The organism is Rhizobium sp. AN5, assembly GCF_900215255.1.
GTDB lineage: Bacteria > Pseudomonadota > Alphaproteobacteria > Rhizobiales > Rhizobiaceae > Agrobacterium > Agrobacterium tumefaciens.
On sequence record NZ_OCMJ01000004.1, the window covers coordinates 1,814,276 to 1,836,789 of the forward strand.

At 58.8% G+C, this 22,514-nt stretch carries 21 protein-coding genes; 5 read left to right on the top strand and 16 right to left on the bottom strand.

What is annotated here, in order from left to right:
* Positions 1 to 25: 25 nt before the first annotated feature.
* The 3 genes from CRP02_RS21620 to CRP02_RS21630 form a co-directional block, all read right to left on the bottom strand.
* Entirely contained in the window at positions 26 to 904 is an 879-nt protein-coding gene (locus CRP02_RS21620) for a 50S ribosomal protein L11 methyltransferase (RefSeq protein ID WP_097172250.1), read from the bottom strand.
* A gap of 94 nt (positions 905 to 998) precedes the next feature.
* On the bottom strand, positions 999 to 1,598 hold the full coding sequence (gene sco, locus CRP02_RS21625; RefSeq protein WP_097172251.1) for a cytochrome oxidase assembly protein Sco: 600 nt from the start codon (positions 1,596 to 1,598) through the stop codon (positions 999 to 1,001).
* Between the two features lie 144 nt (positions 1,599 to 1,742).
* On the bottom strand, positions 1,743 to 2,039 hold the full coding sequence (locus CRP02_RS21630) for a hypothetical protein (RefSeq protein WP_414896239.1): 297 nt from the start codon (positions 2,037 to 2,039) through the stop codon (positions 1,743 to 1,745).
* An 85-nt stretch (positions 2,040 to 2,124) separates the two neighbouring features.
* Here CRP02_RS21630 and CRP02_RS21635 point away from each other — a divergent pair, with 85 nt between their 5' ends.
* Entirely contained in the window at positions 2,125 to 2,592 is a 468-nt protein-coding gene (locus CRP02_RS21635) for a chemotaxis protein CheW (protein ID WP_003513183.1), read from the top strand.
* Between the two features lie 208 nt (positions 2,593 to 2,800).
* Here CRP02_RS21635 and CRP02_RS21640 read toward each other — a convergent pair whose 3' ends face one another.
* Genes CRP02_RS21640 through gcvA form a run of 3 tightly spaced genes read right to left on the bottom strand, consistent with a single transcriptional unit; the run spans position 2,801 to position 4,893 of the window.
* The gene (locus CRP02_RS21640) at positions 2,801 to 3,292 is read right to left on the bottom strand and encodes a CreA family protein (RefSeq protein WP_097172252.1); all 492 of its coding nucleotides are present in this window, start codon (positions 3,290 to 3,292) and stop codon (positions 2,801 to 2,803) included.
* Positions 3,293 to 3,338: 46 nt separating this feature from the next.
* Positions 3,339 to 3,947 carry a 3'-5' exonuclease gene (locus CRP02_RS21645; protein ID WP_097172253.1) on the bottom strand — a complete coding sequence of 203 codons (609 nt, stop codon included), beginning with the start codon at positions 3,945 to 3,947 and terminating at the stop codon, positions 3,339 to 3,341.
* Between the two features lie 43 nt (positions 3,948 to 3,990).
* Entirely contained in the window at positions 3,991 to 4,893 is a 903-nt protein-coding gene (gene gcvA / locus CRP02_RS21650) for a transcriptional regulator GcvA (RefSeq protein ID WP_097100585.1), read from the bottom strand.
* Positions 4,894 to 5,089: 196 nt separating this feature from the next.
* Between gcvA and CRP02_RS21655 the strand changes: the two genes are divergently transcribed.
* Together CRP02_RS21655 and CRP02_RS21660 are read left to right on the top strand one after the other, a co-directional pair.
* On the top strand, positions 5,090 to 6,022 hold the full coding sequence (locus tag CRP02_RS21655) for a DMT family transporter (RefSeq protein ID WP_179784093.1): 933 nt from the start codon (positions 5,090 to 5,092) through the stop codon (positions 6,020 to 6,022).
* 187 nt (positions 6,023 to 6,209) lie between these two features.
* Positions 6,210 to 6,740, top strand: coding sequence for a GNAT family N-acetyltransferase (locus CRP02_RS21660; protein WP_097172254.1), 531 nt, complete (start codon positions 6,210 to 6,212; stop codon positions 6,738 to 6,740).
* Positions 6,741 to 6,744: 4 nt separating this feature from the next.
* On the opposite strand, the gene CRP02_RS21665 is transcribed toward CRP02_RS21660, so the two are convergent.
* Positions 6,745 to 7,638, bottom strand: coding sequence for an aminoglycoside phosphotransferase family protein (locus CRP02_RS21665; RefSeq protein ID WP_097172255.1), 894 nt, complete (start codon positions 7,636 to 7,638; stop codon positions 6,745 to 6,747).
* Positions 7,639 to 7,702: 64 nt separating this feature from the next.
* Entirely contained in the window at positions 7,703 to 9,877 is a 2,175-nt protein-coding gene (gene ligA, locus CRP02_RS21670; protein ID WP_097172256.1) for an NAD-dependent DNA ligase LigA, read from the bottom strand.
* Positions 9,878 to 10,007: 130 nt separating this feature from the next.
* Between ligA and CRP02_RS21675 the strand changes: the two genes are divergently transcribed.
* Entirely contained in the window at positions 10,008 to 10,622 is a 615-nt protein-coding gene (locus CRP02_RS21675) for a LysE family translocator (RefSeq protein WP_097172257.1), read from the top strand.
* Here the strand turns inward: CRP02_RS21675 and recN are convergent.
* From recN to CRP02_RS21710, 7 genes are all read right to left on the bottom strand, one after another.
* On the bottom strand, positions 10,619 to 12,292 hold the full coding sequence (gene recN / locus CRP02_RS21680; RefSeq protein WP_097172258.1) for a DNA repair protein RecN: 1,674 nt from the start codon (positions 12,290 to 12,292) through the stop codon (positions 10,619 to 10,621). The genes CRP02_RS21675 and recN overlap by 4 nt on opposite strands.
* A 15-nt stretch (positions 12,293 to 12,307) precedes the next feature.
* Positions 12,308 to 13,174 (bottom strand): outer membrane protein assembly factor BamD, encoded by an 867-nt coding sequence (locus CRP02_RS21685; RefSeq protein WP_097100591.1) that lies wholly within the window; start codon positions 13,172 to 13,174, stop codon positions 12,308 to 12,310.
* Between the two features lie 237 nt (positions 13,175 to 13,411).
* Positions 13,412 to 14,368, bottom strand: coding sequence for a UDP-3-O-acyl-N-acetylglucosamine deacetylase (gene lpxC / locus CRP02_RS21690; protein ID WP_003513204.1), 957 nt, complete (start codon positions 14,366 to 14,368; stop codon positions 13,412 to 13,414).
* A gap of 271 nt (positions 14,369 to 14,639) precedes the next feature.
* Positions 14,640 to 16,385 (bottom strand): cell division protein FtsZ, encoded by a 1,746-nt coding sequence (gene ftsZ, locus CRP02_RS21695; protein ID WP_065659193.1) that lies wholly within the window; start codon positions 16,383 to 16,385, stop codon positions 14,640 to 14,642.
* Positions 16,386 to 16,477: 92 nt separating this feature from the next.
* Positions 16,478 to 17,809 (bottom strand): cell division protein FtsA, encoded by a 1,332-nt coding sequence (gene ftsA, locus CRP02_RS21700; RefSeq protein ID WP_003513208.1) that lies wholly within the window; start codon positions 17,807 to 17,809, stop codon positions 16,478 to 16,480.
* Positions 17,806 to 18,738 carry a cell division protein FtsQ/DivIB gene (locus CRP02_RS21705; protein WP_003513210.1) on the bottom strand — a complete coding sequence of 311 codons (933 nt, stop codon included), beginning with the start codon at positions 18,736 to 18,738 and terminating at the stop codon, positions 17,806 to 17,808. The genes ftsA and CRP02_RS21705 overlap by 4 nt, the downstream gene beginning before the upstream one ends.
* Positions 18,726 to 19,652, bottom strand: a complete 927-nt coding sequence (locus tag CRP02_RS21710; protein ID WP_097100593.1) for a D-alanine--D-alanine ligase — start codon at positions 19,650 to 19,652, stop codon at positions 18,726 to 18,728. The genes CRP02_RS21705 and CRP02_RS21710 overlap by 13 nt, the downstream gene beginning before the upstream one ends.
* 542 nt (positions 19,653 to 20,194) lie before the next feature.
* On the opposite strand from CRP02_RS21710, the gene CRP02_RS21715 reads away from it, so the two are divergent.
* Positions 20,195 to 21,499, top strand: a complete 1,305-nt coding sequence (locus CRP02_RS21715; protein ID WP_097102977.1) for an MFS transporter — start codon at positions 20,195 to 20,197, stop codon at positions 21,497 to 21,499.
* Between the two features lie 69 nt (positions 21,500 to 21,568).
* Here the strand turns inward: CRP02_RS21715 and CRP02_RS21720 are convergent, their stop codons facing one another.
* Positions 21,569 to 22,411, bottom strand: coding sequence for a GGDEF domain-containing protein (locus CRP02_RS21720; protein ID WP_323455385.1), 843 nt, complete (start codon positions 22,409 to 22,411; stop codon positions 21,569 to 21,571).
* Positions 22,412 to 22,514: the final 103 nt, after the last annotated feature.

Here is a 22,514-nt window from a genome sequence, read left to right on the forward strand (position 1 = left end):
GTCCAAAACGGATGCTGCTAAAGCTTCAGTCCTTGCGCAGATGCAGCGTGACCCAGCCATTGCGCCAGATGGTGCGGATGTGGGAAAGCCGCGCGCCATTATAGGCCGCAAGCACCTTCCAGCGCTGCGATGCGAGAATTCCCGACAGGATGACGGTGCCGCCGGGCGCCAGATGCGTGACAAGCTGCGGCGCCATCTTGATGAGCGGCCGCGCCAGAATATTGGCGATGATGAGATCGAACGGGCCGTATTTGCGGAAAGCGTCGGAGTGGAAACCCGGAGCGGTTTCAAGCGCCAGCCCGGAGACGATGCCGTTCAGCCGCACATTCTCCCTGGCCACGCGCACCGCGATGGGATCAATATCCGTTGCGAGTACCGGAATATGGCGCATCTTGCGCACGGCAATTGCCAATACACCGCTGCCGGTGCCGAGATCGAGCGCATTGCGCACGGTCCGCGCCCGCAGAACGTCCTCGATCATCTCAAGGCAGCCCGCTGTCGTGCCATGATGGCCGGTGCCGAAAGCCTGACCGGCCTCGATCTCGATGGCCAGATCGTTGGGCTTGATCTTATCGCGATCATGCGCGCCGTGAACGATGAAGCGCCCTGCCCGTACCGGTTTCAGCCCCTCGAGCGACTTGGCGATCCAGTCGATGTCGGGAACGATCTCCTTTTCGATGGCGAGGCCGGGAAAGGCCGGTGCCAGCAAGGTGTCGATACGCTCGCGGAATTCGTCTTCCTGCTCGGCCATCAGGTAAACCGAAGCTTCCCAGATGTCGCGTTTCTCATCCACCTCGGTGGTGGCGATCGCGACATCCTCCTCGCCGAAATAGTCCGACATGAGATCGAGGATTTCACCGGCCTTGATTTCGGTCGTGGTGACGTAAAGTCGGATTTCGCTCACGGCAGGCTGCTTTCTCTAGCTAAGGTTCTTAGGCTTGCCTTTGCCACAAAACCTCCGCCAGTCCAATAAGCCAGGCACAATTATGCCGTCTCGTTCAGCCCTTCAGCAGATTCTGAAGCTTCTGCTCGGCAACATCGGGGTTTTCGCCATAGGCGATGGTGCCGGAAAAACGACCATTGGCGTCAAGCAGGATGACGGAAGCCGTGTGATCCATGGTGTAGTCACCGTTCGGATCCTTGTCATCGACCGGCACCTTCTTGGCATAGATGCGATAGCCTTTCAGCGTTTCGGCAATCTTGTCGGCCGGACCGGTGATGCCGGTGATCCGCTTCGAGACGTTGGAGACATATTGCTGCATGAGCTCAGGCGTATCGCGCTCGGGGTCTACGGATAGGAAATAGGCCTGCAGCTTGTCGCCGGCCGGGTCTACCTTCTCCATCCAGCCGTTCAGCTCGAACAACGTCGTTGGGCAGACTTCCGGGCAGTGGGTGAAACCGAAAAAGAGCGCCGTGGGTTTGCCCTGAAACGCCTTTTCGGTGATCGGCTGACCGTTTTGCGCCGTGAGTTCAAACGGCACGCCATAGGCCGTTTCCACCATTTCCTCACGGGTCTTCGTCATTTCGAGCGTCAACCAGCTGACGACACCGACAAGAACGACCACCACGGCCCACAATACGATGCGAATATTTCTCATTGTCCTAATCCTACCCCCCGAAGGCCGGCCGCATGACGTGGGCCTCCATCGTCTGATAACGAACAGCGGTGGCGACGGCAAATCAACTGGGCGTATTTGCGTAAACCGCGCTGATTTGTCACAAAGCCGGGACGGGACGGCAGATTACAGACACCAGGCGATGCCGCTTTGCACGGCGGAGAGGAAAATATCCGTGCCGTGTCGCACCCAGCCATCGAAGGCAAGAAGCACGACGGCAAGCGAGGCCGCTACCGCAAGGCTTGCAAGAATAAACTTCAGCGGATTGGCAACGAGTGCGTTCATGTGTCTGTTATACCCTGTTTGCACCGGCACGAAAACCGCCAAAATACTGGGTTTTGCGATCGGGACACCGCCAATTGTTAGGGAAAGTTTAAAATCTTGCTGTGCAATATGGCCATAGCGGTTTTTAACTTCCGACATGATGTCTCCCGGTCCATTCCGGCCACCGCATAAAGCTCAATCATGCATGGGCCTGCCTAAGAGCCGCCAGAGGAAACCTGCCGTCATGTCCAACGCCATCAAGCAATCCGGCGCATATCTCGAAATCGTTTCCTTCCATCTCGGCGGTCAGGAATTCTGCATCGACATCATGGCGATCCGCGAAATCCGCGGCTGGGCGCCGGTTACACCGATGCCGCACACGCCGCCTTATGTTCTCGGCCTCATCAACCTGCGCGGCGCCGTCATCCCCGTGATCGACATGGCCGGCCGTCTCGGCATGAAAATGACCGAACCTTCCGAGCGCTCCGCCATCATCGTCACCGATATCGGCGGCAAGCTGGTCGGACTTCTCGTAGAACAGGTCTCCGACATGATGACCATCCGCTCCGAAGACCTGCAGCCCGCGCCCGACATCATTCCCGAAGAACAGCGCAACTTCTGCCGCGGCATCGTTGCGCTGGAAAAGAGCATGGTGTGCTTCCTCAACCTCGACACCGTGATTGCCGACGAGCTGGCGCGCGAAGCGGCTTGATAGAGCCGGTTTTGATAATATAACGCGCAGGTTCCACAGCTTGCCCTGAGGGGCACGGCAGGGTCGGAAACCTCTCCTCCGTCATGCTCGGGCCTGTCCCGAGCATCTACAACCTATCGATTTTACGATACGTGATTGGATCCTCGGGACAGGCCCGAGGATGACGTCGCGGGTGAATTATGGTGTCAGCAGTACCAAGGGCAAAGCCTCAAGGCTTGCCCTTTTCCCACGTCACCTGCTGGTTGTAGAGCGGCACCGTGGAAATCGCCATCTTTGCCGAACCGTCGCTCAATTCCCGCGCATGCACCAGATAGATCAGCGTGTCATTCGTCTTGTCGTAAACGCGACTGACGACCAGCTTCTTCCAGACCAGTGACATGCCCTGCCGGAAAACCTCTTCCCCGCCCTTCGACAGATCGATGTCGCCGATTTCGACCGGTCCTGTCTGGCTGCAGGAAATGGCATTGTTCGAAGGGTCTTCAAACCAGTTGCCGTTCTTCAGGCGGTCGATAACGCCGCGCTCGAAATAGGTGACGTGGCAGGTCACGCCCTTGATCTTGGGATCGGCAATAGCCTCGATGACGATATCGTTGCCGATCCAGTCGACACCGACCTTACCGACGACTTGCGAATGCGCAACTGTCACCGGGAACAACACCAGAAAGCCCGCAAACAAACCCGAGAGAGTTTTCATCGTCATCGCATGTTCTCCGTTACGCTGCTTCAAACATAAGTGCGTGGAACGGTTACGCAACCCGCGAGACGGCACGTTTTTTCATGCTGCAGGGCTGATAGCCGGTGGAAGTGAGACGGCCGGCAACCATGCCGATCTTTTCCGGCAGGTCACGGATATGGGCAACGCGCAACGCCCTGGCCGCCGCAATCGACGCTGCCGCGCAGACGACAGCATCCTCGGCAGCATTGTGGTGCACGAAACGCAACTGGAGATGATGGGCAATAACATTCAGCTTATGCGATTCCAGCTGCGGCCAGACATGGCGGGCAATCTTGACGCTGCACAAATAGGAAAGGTCAGGATAGGACTGCCGGTATTTGTCGAAGGAAGCCCGCATGACGCTGAAATCAAAGGCGGCATTGTGGGCGATCATCGTGGCGCCGTGGAAATCGTCGATGAATTCTTCTATCACATCAGGGAATTCCGGCGCGTCCTCGACATCGGCGGGGCGAATTCCGTGCACGGCGACGTTGAAGGGCGAAAACCGCATGTCCTTCGGCCGGATGAGCCGTTCCTCGACGCGAACGATCTCACCGTCTTCTATCCACGCAAGCCCGATGGAGCAGGCGCTACCCCGCTCCTCATTGGCGGTCTCGAAATCGATGGCGATGGTTTTCAAGAGTGATTCCCGTTGTTTCATTCCGGCATAGACCGGATCGGCGTCAAAGAGAACCGGCTTCGGTAGACCCCGCTTCCGCAAGCATCCAGTCAAGCAGCCTCACAAGATCGGGATTATCAAGCATGCGCCGTGGATAAACCAGGAAATAGGCAAGCGTGCTGGCAATGTCCGTGCCGAAGGGAGCTATTAGCGCTCCCTCGGCAAGTTCGCGGGAAACAAGCGATCGCCGCGTTAGCGCAACACCATGCCCGGCCTTGGCCGCATCCAGCGCGCCGTTGCTGTCGATGAACACGGTGCCCCCGGAAGCATCGACCTCTGTAGCCCCCGCCGTTTCCAGCCAGCGCCGCCACTCGTTGCGGTTTTCATCGTGCAGAAGCGGCACGCATTTCAGATCACCGGCCACCCGAAGCGGGCCATATTTTTCAAAAAGCTGTGGCGAGCAGACCGGCAAGGTGCTGTCGTCTATGAACCGGATGCTTTCCAGCCCTTCATAGCGACCAAAACCGTGACGCACGGCCAGATCGACATCGTCCCTTGAGAAATCCACCAGCCGGTTCGTCACGCTGATACGAACATCCACTTGCGGATGTTGTTGCTGAAAGCCGGGCAGTCTCGGCATCAGCCATTGCACCGCGAAAGTCGGCGTGCAGCTTAGCGTTAAGACCGTAATCTCTGATCGCGCCGTCAGCTCCGCCGTCGCCTCGCGCATCATCCGGAATGCGGTGCGAAGGGAACCGTAATACCGCTCGCCTTCCCTCGTCAGCTGGATGCTGCGCGGCCTGCGCAGAAACAGCTGCACGCCAAGGCGGGCTTCCAGCTCCCGGATTTGCAGGCTGACCGCGCCGGGGGTGACGTTCAACTCGTTGGAGGCAAGCGTGACACTGCGATAGCGCGCCGCAGCCTCAAAGGCCTGCAATCCTTTCAAAGACGGAAGTTCTGCAACCATGGTTTAGCTGAGCTCAATTATCCGACGAGAAACTATCGTTTGAAAACAGCATAATGTGAGGAGTAGATAGATGCAACGGCGCGGACGGGACCAAGATTGCCAAACGACTGATTGAGATAAACTCAACCGATATCGGGTGGCTGAGCGTGGCGTTCTCTGCGACTATTTCAATTTTCCAGCGGCGGGAGAGACGAAGATGGCAATACAAAAACAGATGGATGCCAGCGAATGGGGGATGCTTGTTGCGCTCTCGCTGCTATGGGGCGGATCGTTCTTTTTCATCGGCATTGCCGTCAAGGAACTGCCGCCAGTCACCATCGTCACGCTGCGCGTCAGCCTCGCTGCCACGGCACTGCTGATCGTCTGCCGCATCATGGGCCTTCATCTGCCACGGCAATGGGCCGTTTGGCGCGCCTTTTTCGGCATGGGCCTGCTCAACAACATCATTCCCTTCTGCCTGATCGTCTGGGGCCAGACCCATATTGCCAGCGGGTTGGCCTCGATCCTCAATGCGACGACGCCGCTCTTTACCGTCATCGTCGCCCATTTTCTCACCGTCGACGAGAAGATGACCGGCAACAAGCTGGCGGGTGTTCTCATCGGTTTTGCCGGCGTGGCGACGATGATCGGCCCGGCAGCCTTTGGCGGTGCGATCTCCGGCCTCTGGGGCCAGATTGCCATTCTCGGCGCTGCCATCTCCTATTCTTTCGCGGGCATATTCGGCCGCCGCTTCAAGGCCATGGGCGTGCCGCCGCTGATGACCGCCACCGGCCAGATATCGTCCTCGACACTGATGCTGATCCCGGCCGCGCTCCTCATTGACAAGCCTTGGACGCTTGCCATGCCGAGCCTCGGCACCTGGGGCGCACTCATCGGTATCGCGCTCTTGTCCACAGCCCTGGCCTACCTCATCTTCTTTCGCATCCTTGCCACTGCCGGCGCCACCAATCTCGCGCTCGTCACCTTCCTCATTCCCGTCAGCGCCATCCTTCTCGGTTCGCTCATTCTCGGAGAACAGCTGGAAATCAAGCACTTCGCTGGCATGGCGATGATTGCCGCCGGCCTTGCCGCGATTGACGGCAGGCTGCCGGCAAAACTAAGAGATTTCCTGCGCAAGGCACCCGCTTGACAGTGACAGTTCGTAAAAGCATTCTCGCCATCATGATCGCTATCAAGACGACAACCACCCGCCATATGACGATGACCGGTCAACCGGCAGGGAAAGGCATGTCCGCGCACTGAGCGATCAACATCCACCCCTGCCGATAAGAGCAGGGGTGTCACGCCTGCTCCGAACGCGCCACAAGGAGACAGGCATGAACATGAAACCAGCGGATATTACAAACAAGCCATTTGATCTGAAGGACGTTGTCCTGCGCGCGACCCGGCTTGAAGACGTCGAAGCCTTGACCGAAATGCTCAATCTTCCCGGCGTCCGGCACGGTACCCTTCGGCAGCCTTTCCAGACGCTCGAAAAAACGAGAAAATCGATAGAAAACCGAGCCCCTACCGACATCGTCATCGTCGCTGAGTGGCACGGAAAACTCGTTGGTAACGCCGGATTATATCGCAGAGCGGGCAGACAGTACCATGTCGCCGATCTTGCGATGTCCGTTCACGACGATTTCGCCGGAAAGGGCGTTGGTTCAAGGCTCTTGGCGGCACTCATCGACGCGGCCGATAACTGGCACGATATCCGCCGCATCGAACTGAACGTCTTCACCGACAATCTTGCCGCCCTCCGGCTCTATGAGAAACTCGGTTTCGAACGCGAGGGCACCTTGCGCAACGATGCCTATCGCGACGGCAAATATGTGGATGCCTACGTCATGGCACGTCTGCGCTGATGTTTCAGGCGGACAAATGATCGGCCATCACTTCCCGAATGGTCCGACGTGACCATTCGGCCAGTTTCTCATCACGTCCACGTTGAGCCTTAAGCGTGATCAACGCCTTCCACAGCGCCCAGCCGCGCCCGCGCTGCCATGTGGCATCGCCGAGATCCATCGCCAGGCGAAAGACGTTCCGGCTTTCGGCGTCGAGCACGTTCCATGCCAGAATGAGATCGGAAGATGGGTCTCCGACGCCGGAACTGCCGAAATCTATGACGGCTGAAAGGCGGCCATCCCTCACCAGCAGATTGCCCTCGGCAATATCGCCATGCACCCAAACGCCTTGGCCCTGCCAACTGCTCGAAAGAGCAAGCTGCCATATCTCCATGGCCAGCGTCTGATCGACCTCATCGGCAAGGCGCAACGCCGCCGCTCTCGCCTCACCGTCATAGACCGCAAGCGACCCGCCGCGGTGGAAATTGTGCTCGCCCGCAAGCGGACCATCCGTCGCATTGATGCCCTGCAGGGCTTTCAAAAACGCTGCTACGTCGACGGCTATTGTTGCGAGATTTATATGCCCAAGATGCAGGGCGAGAGGCTCGCCATCAAGCCAGCCATAAACGGACCATGGAAACGGATAATCTCGTCCCGGCTCACCAATCGCCAATGGCTTCGGGATCGGAAGAGGCAAAAGAGGCGCAAGCTTCGGCAGCCAGCGATGCTCCTTCTCTACCTGCGCGACATAACCCGCAGCGCTCGGCAGGCGAACGAGCATATCATCCCCAAGGCGGAAGCTGCGATTATCCCAGCCGCTCAGTTCCACCGGCCTTACATCAAGCCCCGCCCATTGCGGAAACTGGCTCGCGATCAGCGCCCGCACCTGCTGCGTCGAGATAACGATGCGATCACCCATGTCCCGTTCCCCGTTTCAGGATGAGAACCATAGCGGCGCAAAACAACGAGGCGATGACGGTGCCTCAGCCACCGATCAGCGCCAGCCACTCGTCCTCGTCCATGGTCTGCACGCCGAGCTCCGCCGCCTTGGCAAGCTTGGAACCTGCACCCGGCCCGGCCACCAGAATATCCGTCTTCTTCGATACGGAACCGGCCACCTTGGCGCCCAGACTTTCGGCGCGGGCCTTGGCCTCGTCGCGCGTGAATTTTTCCAGAGACCCGGTAAAGACCACCGTCTTGCCCGCCACCGGGCTGCCTTCGGTCGAGGGCTTCTCGGCCTCCTTCGGCCGCAGCTCCCGTATCAGCCGGTCGATGACGTCGAGATTGCGCGGTTCCTTGTAGAATTCGATGATGGCGCGGGCCACGACCTCGCCGATACCATCGATACTGTTGAGTTCGGCCCAGGCATCGCTCGCCGGATCGGCCGCCGCCTTCATGGCTTCCTCGAAATGCTCATAGGTGCCATAGGAACGCGCCAGAAGCTTCGCCGTGGTTTCACCGACATGACGAATGCCGAGAGCGAAGATCAGCCGATGCAGATCGATCTCGCGGCGGGCATCGATGGCATCGAACAGTTTCTTGACGCTGACCTTGCCGAAACCATCGATGTTTTCGAGCTTGGTAAGATGCGATGCCTCCTGCCGCGCCTTTAGCGTGAAAATATCAGGAGCGGTCTTGATGGAGAGGGCCGGATCCTCGCTTGCGAAGAAGAAATCGATCTGCTTGGTACCCAACCCCTCGATATCGAAGGCATTGCGCGAAACGAAATGTTTCAGATGCTCGACCGCCTGCGCCCGGCAGACGAAACCGCCTGTGCAGCGCGTGACCGAATCGAGCTTGCCGGTCTTTTCATTGCGCTCCCGCACCGCATGGCTGCCGCACACAGGACATTTCTCCGGAAACGCATATTTCACCGCCTCAGCCGGGCGCTTTTCCAGAAGCACATCCAGCACCTGCGGAATGACGTCACCTGCACGCTGCACGATGACAGTATCGCCAATGCGGATATCATGATCCTCGGGCCGAATGCGCTCGCCGCTATTGCCGATACCCTCGATGTAATCGGCATTGTGTAGCGTCGCATTGGTGACGACGACGCCGCCGACGGTAATCGGGGTGAGACGCGCAACCGGTGTCAGCGCGCCGGTGCGCCCTACCTGGATTTCAATGTTCTCGACCGTGGTGAAGGCCTGTTCGGCCGGAAACTTGTGTGCGGTCGCCCAGCGCGGACTGCGCGAACGGAAACCCAGCCGTTCCTGAAGGTCAAGCCGGTCGACCTTGTAGACCACGCCGTCGATATCATAATCGAGATCGGGTCGCGCGACGCCGATTTCATTATAATGTTCAAGCAATTGTTCGGCAGAAGTGAATCGCTTCATCAGCGGATTGACCGGGAAACCCCATTCCCGGAATTTCTCGACGATACCATATTGCGTGTCGGCAATCCGCGTCGGCTGGCCGCCATTCGAGACCTCGCCAAGAGCATAGGCAAAGAACCGCAGCTTGCGTTTCGCCGTCACATTGGCGTCAAGCTGGCGCAGCGAACCGGAGGCCGTGTTGCGCGGGTTCACATAGGTCTGCTTGCCATCGGCCTCCATCTGGGCATTGAGCGCCATGAAGTCGCTCTTGGCCATATAGACCTCGCCGCGCACCTCAACCACATCGGGTACATCGGCAGGGAGCTCGTTCGGAATTTCCTTGATGGTCTTGATATTGGCGGTGACGTTCTCGCCCGTCGTGCCGTCGCCACGTGTTGCCGCCGTCTTCAGCTTGCCGTTCTCGTAGCGGATGGACATGGAAAGTCCGTCGATCTTCGGCTCGGCGGTAAAGGCAATCGAATCATCCGGCAGGTGCCCGAGGAAGCGGTAGACCGAACTGACGAAATCGCGCAGATCACCTTCAGAAAACGTATTGTCGAGTGACAGCATCGGCCGCGCATGCACGATCGGCGCGAAGGTGGGAAGCGGCGTGAAGCCGACTTTCTTCGATGGGCTGTCGGCCCGCACCAGCGCCGGGAAAGCCGCCTCTATGGCATCGTTGCGCCGCTTCAGCGCATCGTAGTCCGCGTCCGAAATTTCCGGCGCGTCCTTGCCATGATAAAGCGCATCGTGGCGGGCAAGCTCGGCTGCAAGAAATGCCAGCTCGGAAGAGGCCTCAAGCTCGGTCAGGTTTTCGACGGGAATCTGGTCTTTCGACATGGAAGAAGCCTCACGGATGAATCTGCAATGCTTTTAGCGAATTATTGGCAAACGCAAAACCATCCTCGCTTTTCAACAGGCGGGAAACCGTTATTCTGAGCATCCGGATGAAACGGAAGCCGGAGCCACCATGGAACTCACCACCCTCATTGCCTTTGCAGCAGCCTTCTTCGTGTTCGCGGCCAGCCCCGGCCCGGACAATATGACGATCGTCGCCCGCACCATCACCCATGGTGCCGCCTCCGGCCTCGCCTATGGGGCCGGAACCGTGGCAGGAATATTGATATTCCTCACGTTTGCAGCCTTCGGCCTGTCGATCCTCGCCGCCGAAATGGGAACGGTGATGGCAGTGCTGCGCTATGGCGGCGCGGCTTATCTGATATGGATGGGCTTCAAACTCTGGACAGCGGAACCTGTGGTTCCCGATCTGCAACCCATGAATGGCGGCCGTAGCCTTCTTTCGATATTCGCCACCGGAACTGCGCTCAATCTCGGAAATCCGAAAATGCCGCTCTTTTACGTGGCATTGCTACCGAACGTCGTCGGCGCCTCGCTGACGGTCGATCACCTTCTGGCGCTGGCATCCGTCATCGTCGTGGTGGAGGCGGTTGTGATCGGCGCTCATGTGGTTCTGGCGGTGCGGGCAAGAAAGCTGCTGCGTGAGCCAAGAATCGTCCGCAGGGTGAACCGCGCAGCGGGCGGCGTCATGATCGGCTCCGGCGTGGCGGTGGCCGTCAGCCGTTAATCCTTGGCGGCAAGCAGGCGGGCGGCGGCAGCCCTCGCCTCATCGGTCACCGAGGCACCGGCAAGCATGCGGGCGATTTCTTCGGTGCGATGTTTCGGCTCCATGGTAGCGACACGCGTGGCGATGCGCTCGGTGCCGTCGCCGGAGGGGCCTTTGGAAATGAGAAGATGTGTGGCCGCCCGCGCGGCCACTTGCGGCGCATGGGTGACGGAGAGAACCTGCACGGTTTTCGACAGACGACGCAGCCGCTGACCAATGGCATCTGCCACAGCGCCGCCAACGCCCGTGTCGATTTCGTCGAACACCAGTGTCGGTGCCGAACCACGATCCGCCAGCGCGACTTTCAGCGCCAGCAGGAAACGGGACAATTCGCCACCAGAAGCGACTTTCATGATCGGGCCGGGCCGCGTTCCAGGATTGGTCTGAACGTGGAATTCCACGATGTCGATGCCGTCAGCCGTCGCCTGCTCCGGGTCGGAGCTGACTTCGACGGTAAAACGTGCCCGCTCCAGCTTGAGCGCCGGAAGCTCGGCCATGACCGCTTCGGAAAGCGCACTCGCCGCATTGCGGCGTTTTTCGGAAAGCGATTTGGCCGCGTGGTCGAAATCGGCTTTCGCGACGCCGAGGTTGGCTTCAAGTTTGCCGAGCTTTTCTTCGCCCGCATCGAGGTCGGCGAGATCAGCGACCATTTTTTCCGCAAGCGCCGGTAGATCAGGCACCGCGACATTATATTTGCGTCCGGCGGCGCGTAGCGCAAACAGCCGTTCCTCTACCCGCTCCAGCTCACGTGGATCGAACTCGGTGCGGCGAAGTGCGGCCTCCACTTCCATCTGCGCGTTGGAAAGGCTGTCGAGCGCGGCATCCAGCAATTGCACGGTGTCTTCCAGCAATCCCGGCGCCTCGTGGCTCTTGCGTTCCAGGCGGCGCATCATGGATGCGATCATGGGCACTGGCGAGGCGTTGCCGTTCAAGAACTCGCTCGCTTCGGCGATATCACCGGCAATACGTTCGGATTTCTGCATCACCGCCCGACGTTCGGCAAGCTCCTCCTCCTCGCCGTCGCGCGGCGAGAGCACTTCAAGCTCCTCGACGGAGGAACGCAGGTAGTCCGCCTCTCGGGCAGCAGCCTCCACCTTGGCACGATGGGTTTTCAACGCCCGCTCGGCGTCCTTCCATGTGCGGTAGAAACCCTGAACGGCACGGGCATCGTCGCTCAGCCCGGCAAAAGCATCCAGCAGCGTGCGGTGGGCATCGGTATCGACAAGGGCGCGGTCGTCGTGCTGGCCGTGAATTTCGACCAGTAGTTGCCCCAGCTGACGCATCATCTGCACGCTGATGGCCTGATCGTTGATATAGGCCTTGGTGCGTCCGTCTGCGGATTGCACGCGGCGGAAAATCAGGTCGCCATCGTCATCCAGACCGTTTTCGCGCAGGAGATGCCGTGTGGGATGGTTGTTCGGAACTTCGAAAGTGGCAGTGACCTGCCCCTTCTCTTCCCCGTGGCGCACCAGACCGCCATCGCCGCGTCCGCCGAGCGCAAGCGACAGGCTGTCGAGCAGAATCGATTTGCCGGCGCCAGTCTCACCCGTCAACACGGAAAGGCCCGCCTCAAAACCGAGGTCGAGCCTTTCAATCAGAACGATGTCACGAATCGAGAGCTGGACCAGCATGGCCTATGCCCTGTCTCAGGCGCCGATAAGCTTCTTGCCGGCGCGCGAAATCCAGGACCCCTTGTTTTCACGCGGCTCCAACCCACCGCCCTTCAGCAGCTTGTAGGAATCCGCATACCATTGGCTGTCGGGATAGTTGTTACCGAGAACGGCGGCCGCGGTCTGCGCCTCGTCGGAAAGACCCATCGCATAGTAGGCTTCCGCCAGACGCGCCAGTGCTTCCTCGATCTGGTTGGTATTCTGATATTGCTCGACGACGATGCGGAAACGCGAAACGGCGGCGAGATATTCCTTGCGCTCAAGGTAATAACGACCGACCTGCATTTCGCGGCCGGCGAGCTGGTCGCGGGCGAAACGGATCTTGGCCTGCGCGTCAGCGACATATTCCGAATCAGGGTAGTCATTGACCACCTTGCTCATCGCCTCAATGGTGCGCTGCGCGGCGCGCTGGTCCTGCGTCACGTCGGAAATCTGCTTCGAATAGGCAAGACCGATCATGTACTGAACGTAGGCGGCATCCTTGGAGCGCGGATATTGCCGCAGGAAGCGGCTGCCCGACGCGATGGCCACGTCGTTCTTGCTGGTGCGCGTGGCGATGAAGGTCTGCATGACCAGCGCCTTCTGGCCCCATTCGGTGAAGGGATATTGCTTGTCGATCGCCTCGAACTTGCGCGAGGCTTCGGTCATGTTGCCGGCGTTCATGTTGGCAAGCCCCTGCTTGTACAGAACGTCTGGCGGATCGGTCTCGACGCCGAGCTTGGTAATGTCGATATCCGGATCGGACTGGCAGGCCGTGACGGCAACACTCGCACCGACCAACATCAACGAAACGGCGATCCCCCGCATCGTACCCTTCATTGCACCAGACCCTACATGCTTCATTCGACAGTTCCCACTTCCCGCGCAAATACATAAGCATCGGCTTTGCACTGGCGTTTCTAGCCATAAAAGCATCTGCAGGGCAACGCAATGATGATGCATTAACGCATTTTTATGGCATCGGCCCATGCAATCGCATGAATATCAGGCGGTATGACGAAACATCCCGCCCCTCATCGTGAAAAAAGCCGCCCCGAAACGGAGCGGCTTTTCCTGTCAATCAATAGCCTGCAAACAAACTCAAGCGGACCAGGGTGCAAATTCCGGCATGTTGACCGGAACGAATTCGCGGGCACGTACCTGGTTGCGAGCGGCCGGAGCCTCCACGATCTCATAGGCCGAGCGGTCGCTCAGCAAAGCCTTCAGCGCGTTGGCATTGACCTTGTGGCCGCCGCGATAGGAGCGATAGCAACCGATGAACTGCGCACCGGCAAGTGCCAGGTCGCCCACGGCGTCCAGCGTCTTGTGGCGAACGAATTCATCCTTGGCGTAACGCAGGCCTTCCATGTTGATGACGCTGTTGTCGTCGGAGATGACAACAGAGTTTTCAAGCGAGGAGCCGAGTGCGTAACCGGCAGCCCACAGGCGCTCCACGTCACGCATGAAGCCGAAGGTGCGGGCCCGCGAAAGCTCGTTCTTGAACGTATCCGCCGTCAGGTCGCCCTTCCAGGACTGCTTGCCGATCAGCGGCGTGTCGAAATCGATATCGACCTCGAACCGCGTGCCGTCGTAAGGGCGGAACTCCGCCCAGGACGCACCCGAATCGATGCGCACCGGCTTGATGACGCGGATATAGCGGCGTTTCACACCAAGGTTCTTGATGCCGGCCGATTCGATCGCATCGATGAAAGGCGCAGAGCTGCCGTCCATGATCGGCACTTCCGGACCGTCGACCTCAACGACGAGGTTATCGAGGCCCATGGCGTAGATGGCGGCCATGACGTGCTCGACCGTTGCCACTGACTGGGATAGCGAGCGGCCGAGCACGGTGCACAGATCAGTATTGCCGACATTGGAAGACACCGCCTTCAACTCGGTTACGCTGCCATTTTCATGAAGGCGCTGAAACACGATGCCCGTTCCGGCTTCTGCGGGCTGGAACGTCATCGAAGCCGGATTGCCGGAATGCACGCCAATGCCCTTGAGCTGAACAGCATTTGCGATAGTCGTTTGAAATCCGAGCAGTCCGATAGTCATGCCTATATGCCTTGTTTTGAAAACCGCGCCGTATATTCAGCGCCGTTCAAGTTTTTCAAGCCGGTTTTAACAACCGGCGAGGTCAATGTTTTCCCTTACCCAGCCTCATACATACGCACATGAAAGTGCCAGGACAAATCACTGTTCGTTTCGGATTGTTACACGCACAAGCCATTGAAAAGATGAATTAATTTACTGTTAATAACGCACAATAAAACAAAACGCCCGGGTCGTGTGACCCGGGCGTTTGGAGAGGCGAACGGAATCGCTGTTAGTTGGACTGGCGACGCAGGAAGGCCGGAATTTCCAGCTGGTCGTCGTCATGGTGGCTTGCCGAAGAAGGCGTCGCACGACCGTGATCGTCAAGCTGGCCACGACGCGGAGCGTAGAGGCTGGCTTCCGGCGAAAGTGCGCGGCGCTGCTGCGGCGCCATGCTCGGCGCATCCATCATTTCGGAAGGAACTTCTTCCTCTTCGCGTCGGCCAAGCGAGTTGGTGATGCGCTTCAGAAGACCCATCGGGCCACGCTCTTCCTGGGCTGCAGGAGCTGCGTGGGCACGGTGATCCATCTCGGCCTTCACGACCGGCGGAAAGTCCTCAACCTTCGGCATGCGGACAGGCTCGGGCTGGCGGGCAACAGGAGCCTGCTCCTGATAGACGGGAGCCTGCGGCTGCTGCAGACGCGGAGCGGCAACCTGTTCTGGCGCATGATAGACCGGTGCCGGGGCAACAGGTGCCGGAGCAGCCTGCTGAACCGGCTGGGCCGGACGGAGAGCTGCCGGTGCTTCAGCCGGAGCGGATGCAAACAGCTTGCTCTGCGGACGGAAATCCTGAGAGGGCTGCTGGTGTGCTGCGAAACCAAGTTCACGTTCCATTTCGGCCTCCGCCGAACGGATGGTCTGGGCGATCTGGTCTACGGTCTTTGGTGCCTGCGATACTGCTTGTGCAGGCTGAACTGCGGCCGGAGCGGGAGCAACGGCCGCGGAAGGACGGATAAGCGGCTTGGCGGCTGCGGCGCGCATATCGGCAATGTTCTGTTCGCCAACGCCCGCAACGCGGTCGATGCCGGTCGCGACGACGGAGACGCGGATGAGACCTTCAAGTGCCTCGTCGAAGGTTGCACCGAGGATGATGTTGGCATCCGGATCGACTTCTTCGCGAATACGGGTAGCCGCTTCGTCGACTTCGAACAGGGTAAGATCGCGACCGCCGGTGATGGAGATCAGGAGGCCCTGTGCGCCCTTCATCGAGGTTTCGTCGAGCAGCGGGTTGGCGATTGCCGCTTCCGCAGCCTGCATCGCACGGCCAGGACCGGAAGCTTCGCCAGTACCCATCATTGCGCGGCCCATTTCACGCATGACCGAGCGAACGTCAGCGAAGTCGAGGTTGATGAGACCTTCCTTCACCATCAGATCGGTAATGCAGGCAACGCCGGAATAGAGAACCTGGTCAGCCATGGCGAAGGCATCGGCAAAGGTCGTCTTGTCGTTGGCAATGCGGAAGAGGTTCTGGTTCGGAATGACGATCAGCGTATCGACGGACTTCTGCAGTTCCTCGATGCCCTGTTCGGCAAGACGCATGCGGCGACCGCCTTCGAAATGGAAAGGCTTGGTAACGACGCCGACCGTCAGGATGCCCTTGTTGCGGGCAGCCTGTGCGACGACAGGCGCAGCACCCGTGCCGGTACCACCACCCATGCCGGCAGTGACGAAGCACATGTGGGTGCCGTTCAGGTGATCGATGATCTCATCGATGCATTCTTCAGCGGCGGCGCGTCCGACTTCCGGCTGGGAACCGGCACCGAGACCCTCGGTGACGTTGACGCCGAGCTGGATGACCCGGTCTGCCTTCGTCATGGTCAGAGCCTGTGCATCCGTGTTGGCGACGACGAAATCGACACCCTGGAGGCCAGCCGTGATCATGTTGTTGACAGCGTTACCGCCACCGCCGCCCACACCGAAAACAGTGATGCGTGGCTTCAGCTCGGTGATATCAGGCTTTTGCAGCTGTATCGTCATTTTACCATTCCTTCTTTCTCTGGCCGCATCGCCCCGCTGGCCGATTCTTGAAAACTCAACTTGGAAACCTCCGGCTCACGCCACGAGGCCACTCAGAAACTCTCTTTCAGCCATTGCCCTACCCGGGCTATCCGGCCGCTACCCGTACCAAACGGCGAGAACATTCCGCCTTGCGCCGCATGAATTTCGATGTCCGCCACCTGCGGATAGATCATCAGTCCGCATGCGGTTGAAAATGCCGGTCCCTTTGCCGCAACCGGAAGACCCGCAACCCCCATGGGGCGACCGATACGAACGTTGCGGGCAAGAATGCGCCGTGCCGTTTCCGGCAGCCCCGTCAGCTGGCTCGCGCCGCCCGTCAGGACAACACGTTTGCCGACGATGGGGCTGAAGCCGGACTTCTGGATACGATCACGGATCAATTCCAGCGTCTCTTCGATACGCGCCCGCACGATGCGGGTAACAAGTGCCCTTGAAACTTGCGATGGTTGATCGCGATCATCTTCGCCAATCGGCGGGATCGAAATCATGTCGCGCTCATCCGCGCCATTCAGCAAAGCCGAACCATGCACCACCTTCAGTCTCTCCGCATCTTCGATTCGTGTCGAGAGGCCTCGTGCAAGATCTGTCGTAACGTGATGGCCGCCAAGGCCGATCGCGTCGGTATGAATGAGACGGCCTTCGGCGAAAACCGAGATCGTCGTGGTGCCGCCGCCCATGTCGATGGCCGCACAGCCAAGCTCGACCTCGTCATCGACCAGTGCCGCAAGACCGCTGGCATAGGGCGTCGCCACCATGCCCTCGACCGAAAGATGCGCGCGATTGACGCAAAGCTCGAGGTTCTTCAGCGCCGTGCGTTCGACAGTCACCACATGCATGTCGACACCGAGAAGATCGCCATACATCGACAGCGGATCACGAATGCCGCGCTCGCCATCCAGCGAATAGCCTGTTGGCAGCGAATGCAGGATCGCCCGGTCCTGACGCATGGACTGCTGGCTCGCCGCCACCAGAACCTTGCGCAGGTCGCTTGCTTCCACTTCCTGTCCGCCGAGATCGATGCTCGCGGTATAGATGTCGCTTGCCAGCCGGCCGGCGGAAACATTGACGATCAGGCTGTCGACGGTCAGGCCCGCCATGCGCTCGGCCGCATCCACCGAAAGACGGATCACGCCTTCGAGTGCGTCAAGATCGGCGATCACGCCGGACTTCACACCCCGCGAGCGCTGGTGACCAATGCCGATGATTTCCACCTTGTGGGTGCGACCCGGCAGAATTTCGCTTTCCTGGCGCGGCGTCAGCCGTCCGATCATGCAAACGACCTTGGTCGAGCCGATGTCGAGCACCGAGACGATGTGGCTGCGCTTGGAAGACAGCGGCTTCAGGCGAGGCAGGCCGAAATGGGAAGAACCAAAAAAGCTCACGTGTTCTTCTCCGCTTTCTTGAGTGCCTTCGTGCGTGCATCTACCGCCGTCTGGCGGCGCTCTGCTGCGCCTTCGGTCAACTGGATCGTGGTGCGGTCCGTCAGGCGCAGATCGACGGCAGCGACATCACGCGACAGAACCTTTTCCTCGAGATCGAGCCGTGCCAGCAATTGCAGTGCCTGCGGCAGGTTCTCTTCCGGCAGCTTGACGACGATGCCGTTGTCGAGATGCAGATCCCAGCGGCGGCCGGCAATGCGAACATAGGCGCGAACGCGGTTGCGAATTTCCGGCCAATCGGCCAGTTGCGCGACGAAACCGGCAGCACCCGTTTCCGCGTCACGTCCGACGAACAGCGGCAGGGCGGCAAATTTATTGTCACGCAGCGGCGCGATCACGCTGCCGCTTTTTTCGATCAGCGAAAGTTCCGTGCCATGCTGCCAGATGCCGAAAGCTTCACGCTCCTTCAGGCGAACCTCAACCGTCTTCGGATAGACCTTGCGGATATCGACATCTTCGACCCAGGGAAGCTGGACGAGCTTGCGGCGTGCCGCATCAATATCAAGCGCAATCAGGGAGGTGCTGCCGTCAAGGCCGAGAAGCTGGAAGACTTCGATTTCCGATGTCTGCAAATTGCCTGATACCTTGACGTCCTCAACCGCAAAACCGGCGGCCGATGTCGTGGTCTGGGTGACGATATTCGTATGTCCGCCAAGCGACATGCCGTAAAGCCCGATCACCGCGTAAAAGGCAACAGCCGAAATCGTGCCGGTATGGGCGGGAATGTGGATGCGTCCGGTCGCAAGGCTGACACCGAAACGCACGAAACGACGCAGCGGACGCGGCAGCACCCTGCGATCGTCGGCATTTGCCGTCGCCACGAATTGCTCGCGCTTTTTTGCCGTCGACTTTTTGCCGGTCACCGCAAACACGAAGCGTCCTCCACCATCCAGCTGACAAGGTTACCAAAGGAGCGGCCAGCATGGGCCGCCATTTCCGGCACCAGGGAGGTCGGCGTCATGCCCGGCTGCGTATTCACTTCAAGCCAGATAACTTCGCCATCTTCTGAGAAGCGGTCGTCGTAACGAAAGTCTGAACGGCTTACGCCACGGCACCCGATCGCCCGATGCGCCATAACCGCCAGTGTTTGAATTTTTTGGTAAATTTTTGGTGAAATTTCTGCAGGAATGACATGCTTTGAGCCACCGGCTGCGTATTTAGCGTCATAATCATAGAAATTGTGACCCAGCGGCACCACTTCCGTGACACCTAACGCCTCGCCGTCGAGCACGCCGCAGGTCAGTTCGCGACCATGGATGTAACGCTCGACCATGACCTGATCGCCGTAACGCCATTCGGACGAGGTAAGGATTTGCGGCGGATGCGACTGGTCTTCCTTGACGATGACAACGCCGAAGCTCGAGCCTTCGCGCACCGGCTTCACGACGTAGGGCGGCGCAAGCGGATGTTCGCTGGTGAATTCGAACCGGTTCATGACGCGTTCGGCAGCCACCGGAATGCCGGCAGCCGCAGCCACTTTCTTGGCCTGCGCCTTGTCCATGGCAAGCGCAGAAGCGAGCACGCCGGAATGGGTATAGGGAATGGCGAGATATTCGAGAATGCCCTGAATGGTGCCGTCTTCACCGAAGGGGCCATGCAGCGCATTGAAGGCGACATCCGGGCGCAGCTCGCCGAGTACGGCGGCGATATCGCGCCCCACATCGACCCGGGTGACCTTGTACCCCTCGCCCTCAAGGGCGAGCGCGCAAGCGTTCCCGGACGAGAGGCTGACCGGCCGCTCCGACGAAAACCCACCCAAAAGAACAGCTACGTGCTTGCCGCCCATCGATACCTCTGACACCAAATCTCCGCTACGAACCGCGCCGGAACCAACCGAATTTGACGAACGGTGATTCTGGCACATGATCCTTGAGATCAGTTAAACGCCATTAAGGTTAATGAATCGTTTACTTTCGTTAACCGCCGCGCCCAACATGCCAGTTCCATTAAAGAATCAGCATCGATCCGAATTACCTCCTTGGAATCAGAGAGTTGCACGGATTGCAACATGCAGGTTTTCAATGATCGGAAATAGAACGAGGATGCCGCGCACTTCTATCCCTGATAAAGACAAGGCGAAAACGTTAACGGATGACGCTTTTCCCCAGCGAAAATTATCTGACGTTTCAGCGTTTTAAATCCGTCGCCTGAATCAGTCTCTCAATCTTGAGACTGCGTCCTCGCACACGCTGCGGCCCCTGTCGCACCAGCCGATCACATTGTCCGCATTATTTCTTTTTTAGCATTCCAAAAGAACAAAAATTGCGTTAACGCAGTCAATGCCCCCCAAGGCATGACATGCAATCATCCAAAAATGGGACCAAAACCATGACTGACGCGATATCTCCGGTATCGCCGACAGCTGGCAATCCGAACGTTGTAAAGACAAATTCGCCTGCACGAGTTCTCACCGCCAGCCTGGTCGGCACGACCATCGAGTTTTTCGATTTTTACGTTTACGCCACGGCCGCAGTGCTCGTGTTTCCGACATTGTTCTTCCCGAACAATGATCCGATGACGGCACTTCTGGCATCCTTCGCCACCTTCTCCATCGCCTTTTTCGCCCGCCCGCTCGGCGCCGTCGTTTTCGGCCATTATGGTGACCGCGTCGGCCGTAAAGCTACGCTTGTCGCCGCTCTGCTGACCATGGGCGTATCGACGGTCGTGATCGGCCTTCTGCCGTCCTATGAGACAGCCGGTGTTCTGGCACCTCTGTTGCTGGCGCTTTGCCGCTTCGGTCAGGGCTTCGGTCTTGGCGGAGAATGGGGCGGCGCGGTCCTGCTGGCCACGGAAAACGCTCCTCCCGGCAAGCGCAGCTGGTACGGGATGTTTCCGCAGCTCGGCGCGCCCGTCGGTCTGTTCCTCTCCTCCGGCGTCTTCTGGATCCTGCTGCACTTCATGTCGCAGGAAGCGCTTCTGAGCTGGGGCTGGCGCATTCCCTTCGTCGCTTCGATCATCCTGATCGCGGTTGGCATGTGGGTTCGTCTGTCGATCACCGAAACGCCTGCCTTCCAGAAGGCAATCGAAAAGGAAGAACGTGTTGCCGTGCCGGTCGTGGAACTGTTCCGCAACCACAAGCGCAGCCTCGCGCTCGGCACTTTCGTGGCGCTGGCCACCTTCGTGCTGTTCTATATCGGTACCGCCTATCTGCTGTCCTACAACGTCAAGGTTCTGAAAATCCCGTTCCTCGACGCACTCGAAGTGCAGATCATGGGCTCCATCGTTTTCGGCATCTTCATCCCGATCGCCGGCAAGCTCGCTGAGCGCTTCGGCCGTCGCGAAATCCTGATCCTGACGACGGTGCTGATCGGCCTGTTCTCGTTCCTGCTGCCTACCCTGATGACAGGCGGCGAAGGTTCGATCTTCATCTTCGCGGCTCTTGCGATGACGCTGATGGGCATGACCTACGGCCTGATTGGAACGGCGCTTGCCGCCCCCTTCCCGACAAGGGTGCGCTACACCGGCTCGTCCATCACCTTCAACATGGCCGGCATCTTCGGCGCATCGCTGGCGCCCTACATCGCCACATGGCTGCAGGTGAATTACGGCATGGGATATGTCGGATATTACCTCTGCGTATCCGCCCTCATCACGCTCGCCTGCATTCTTCTGTCCCGCAAGGATGAAGTCTGAACGACAGGCCACTAAAAGATCAGGGCCGCGAAATCACTTTTCGCGGCCTTTTTTCGTCTGTGATGATCCTCAGGCGATAATTTGGCGGCCACTTTTCGCGCCCGAAGAACAGATGCGATTACGCCCGCTACGTTTCGCCTCATAGAGCGCCATATCCGCACTGTGCATGACCTTCTCGAAAATCTCCCTGTTCCCGCGCAAGGCCACACCTATTGAGATGGTGGTACTGATCTGCAAATCCTGAAAATGAACCGTTGTCGTCGCGATCTTCTCACGGACGACTTCGCACTGTTCCAGGAACCGGTCCGGGGCAAGGGTGTGGACGACGACAAACTCTTCACCGCCCATCCGCGCCACATGAGCGGCTTCATCGAAACCTTCCCGAATTGTCTTGGCGACACTGGAGATAACCATGTCACCAGCCAAATGTCCGTAGCTGTCATTCACGGACTTAAAATGATCAATGTCGATAAATGCGACGCAATATGGCGTGCTCAGGTGAACGCAATTCGAATAAAGACCTAGCCGGTTGTGAAGACCTGTCAGAGCATCAGTCTGGCTGAGCTGCGCAAAGCGCTCGTGTGACTGGATCAGTAACTGCATCTGCCTCGCATTGAGCCAGCAAATTAAAAAGCCGACGGTGAAAGAGATTGTCGAACTAAGGACCAGGCCGATTGTGAGCCCATTGCTCAAGTCCGATACCAGGTCCAACTGCGCCATCGTCAGGATCGCAACGACACAGATAATGGCGGCTATGGAAGCGATCAGGCAAGCCAATCGAAATGATGACTGTACCGGGTCAAGCCGACGCCATCCATCCGGTGTCGCCACGGTGAAAGTCGTTATCGCGACGAGTTCGCTTAAAAAACGTGACAGCTGTCCGCTTACGCGATCGGCAATGAAAATGCTCATAAATATCACCCAAGCAGTAGAGTGGCGCAACGCTGCCTCTCCCGTAATCTAAATACTGCTTATAGATGAAAACTATTGATCGACCGTTACCCGTCGACAAGGG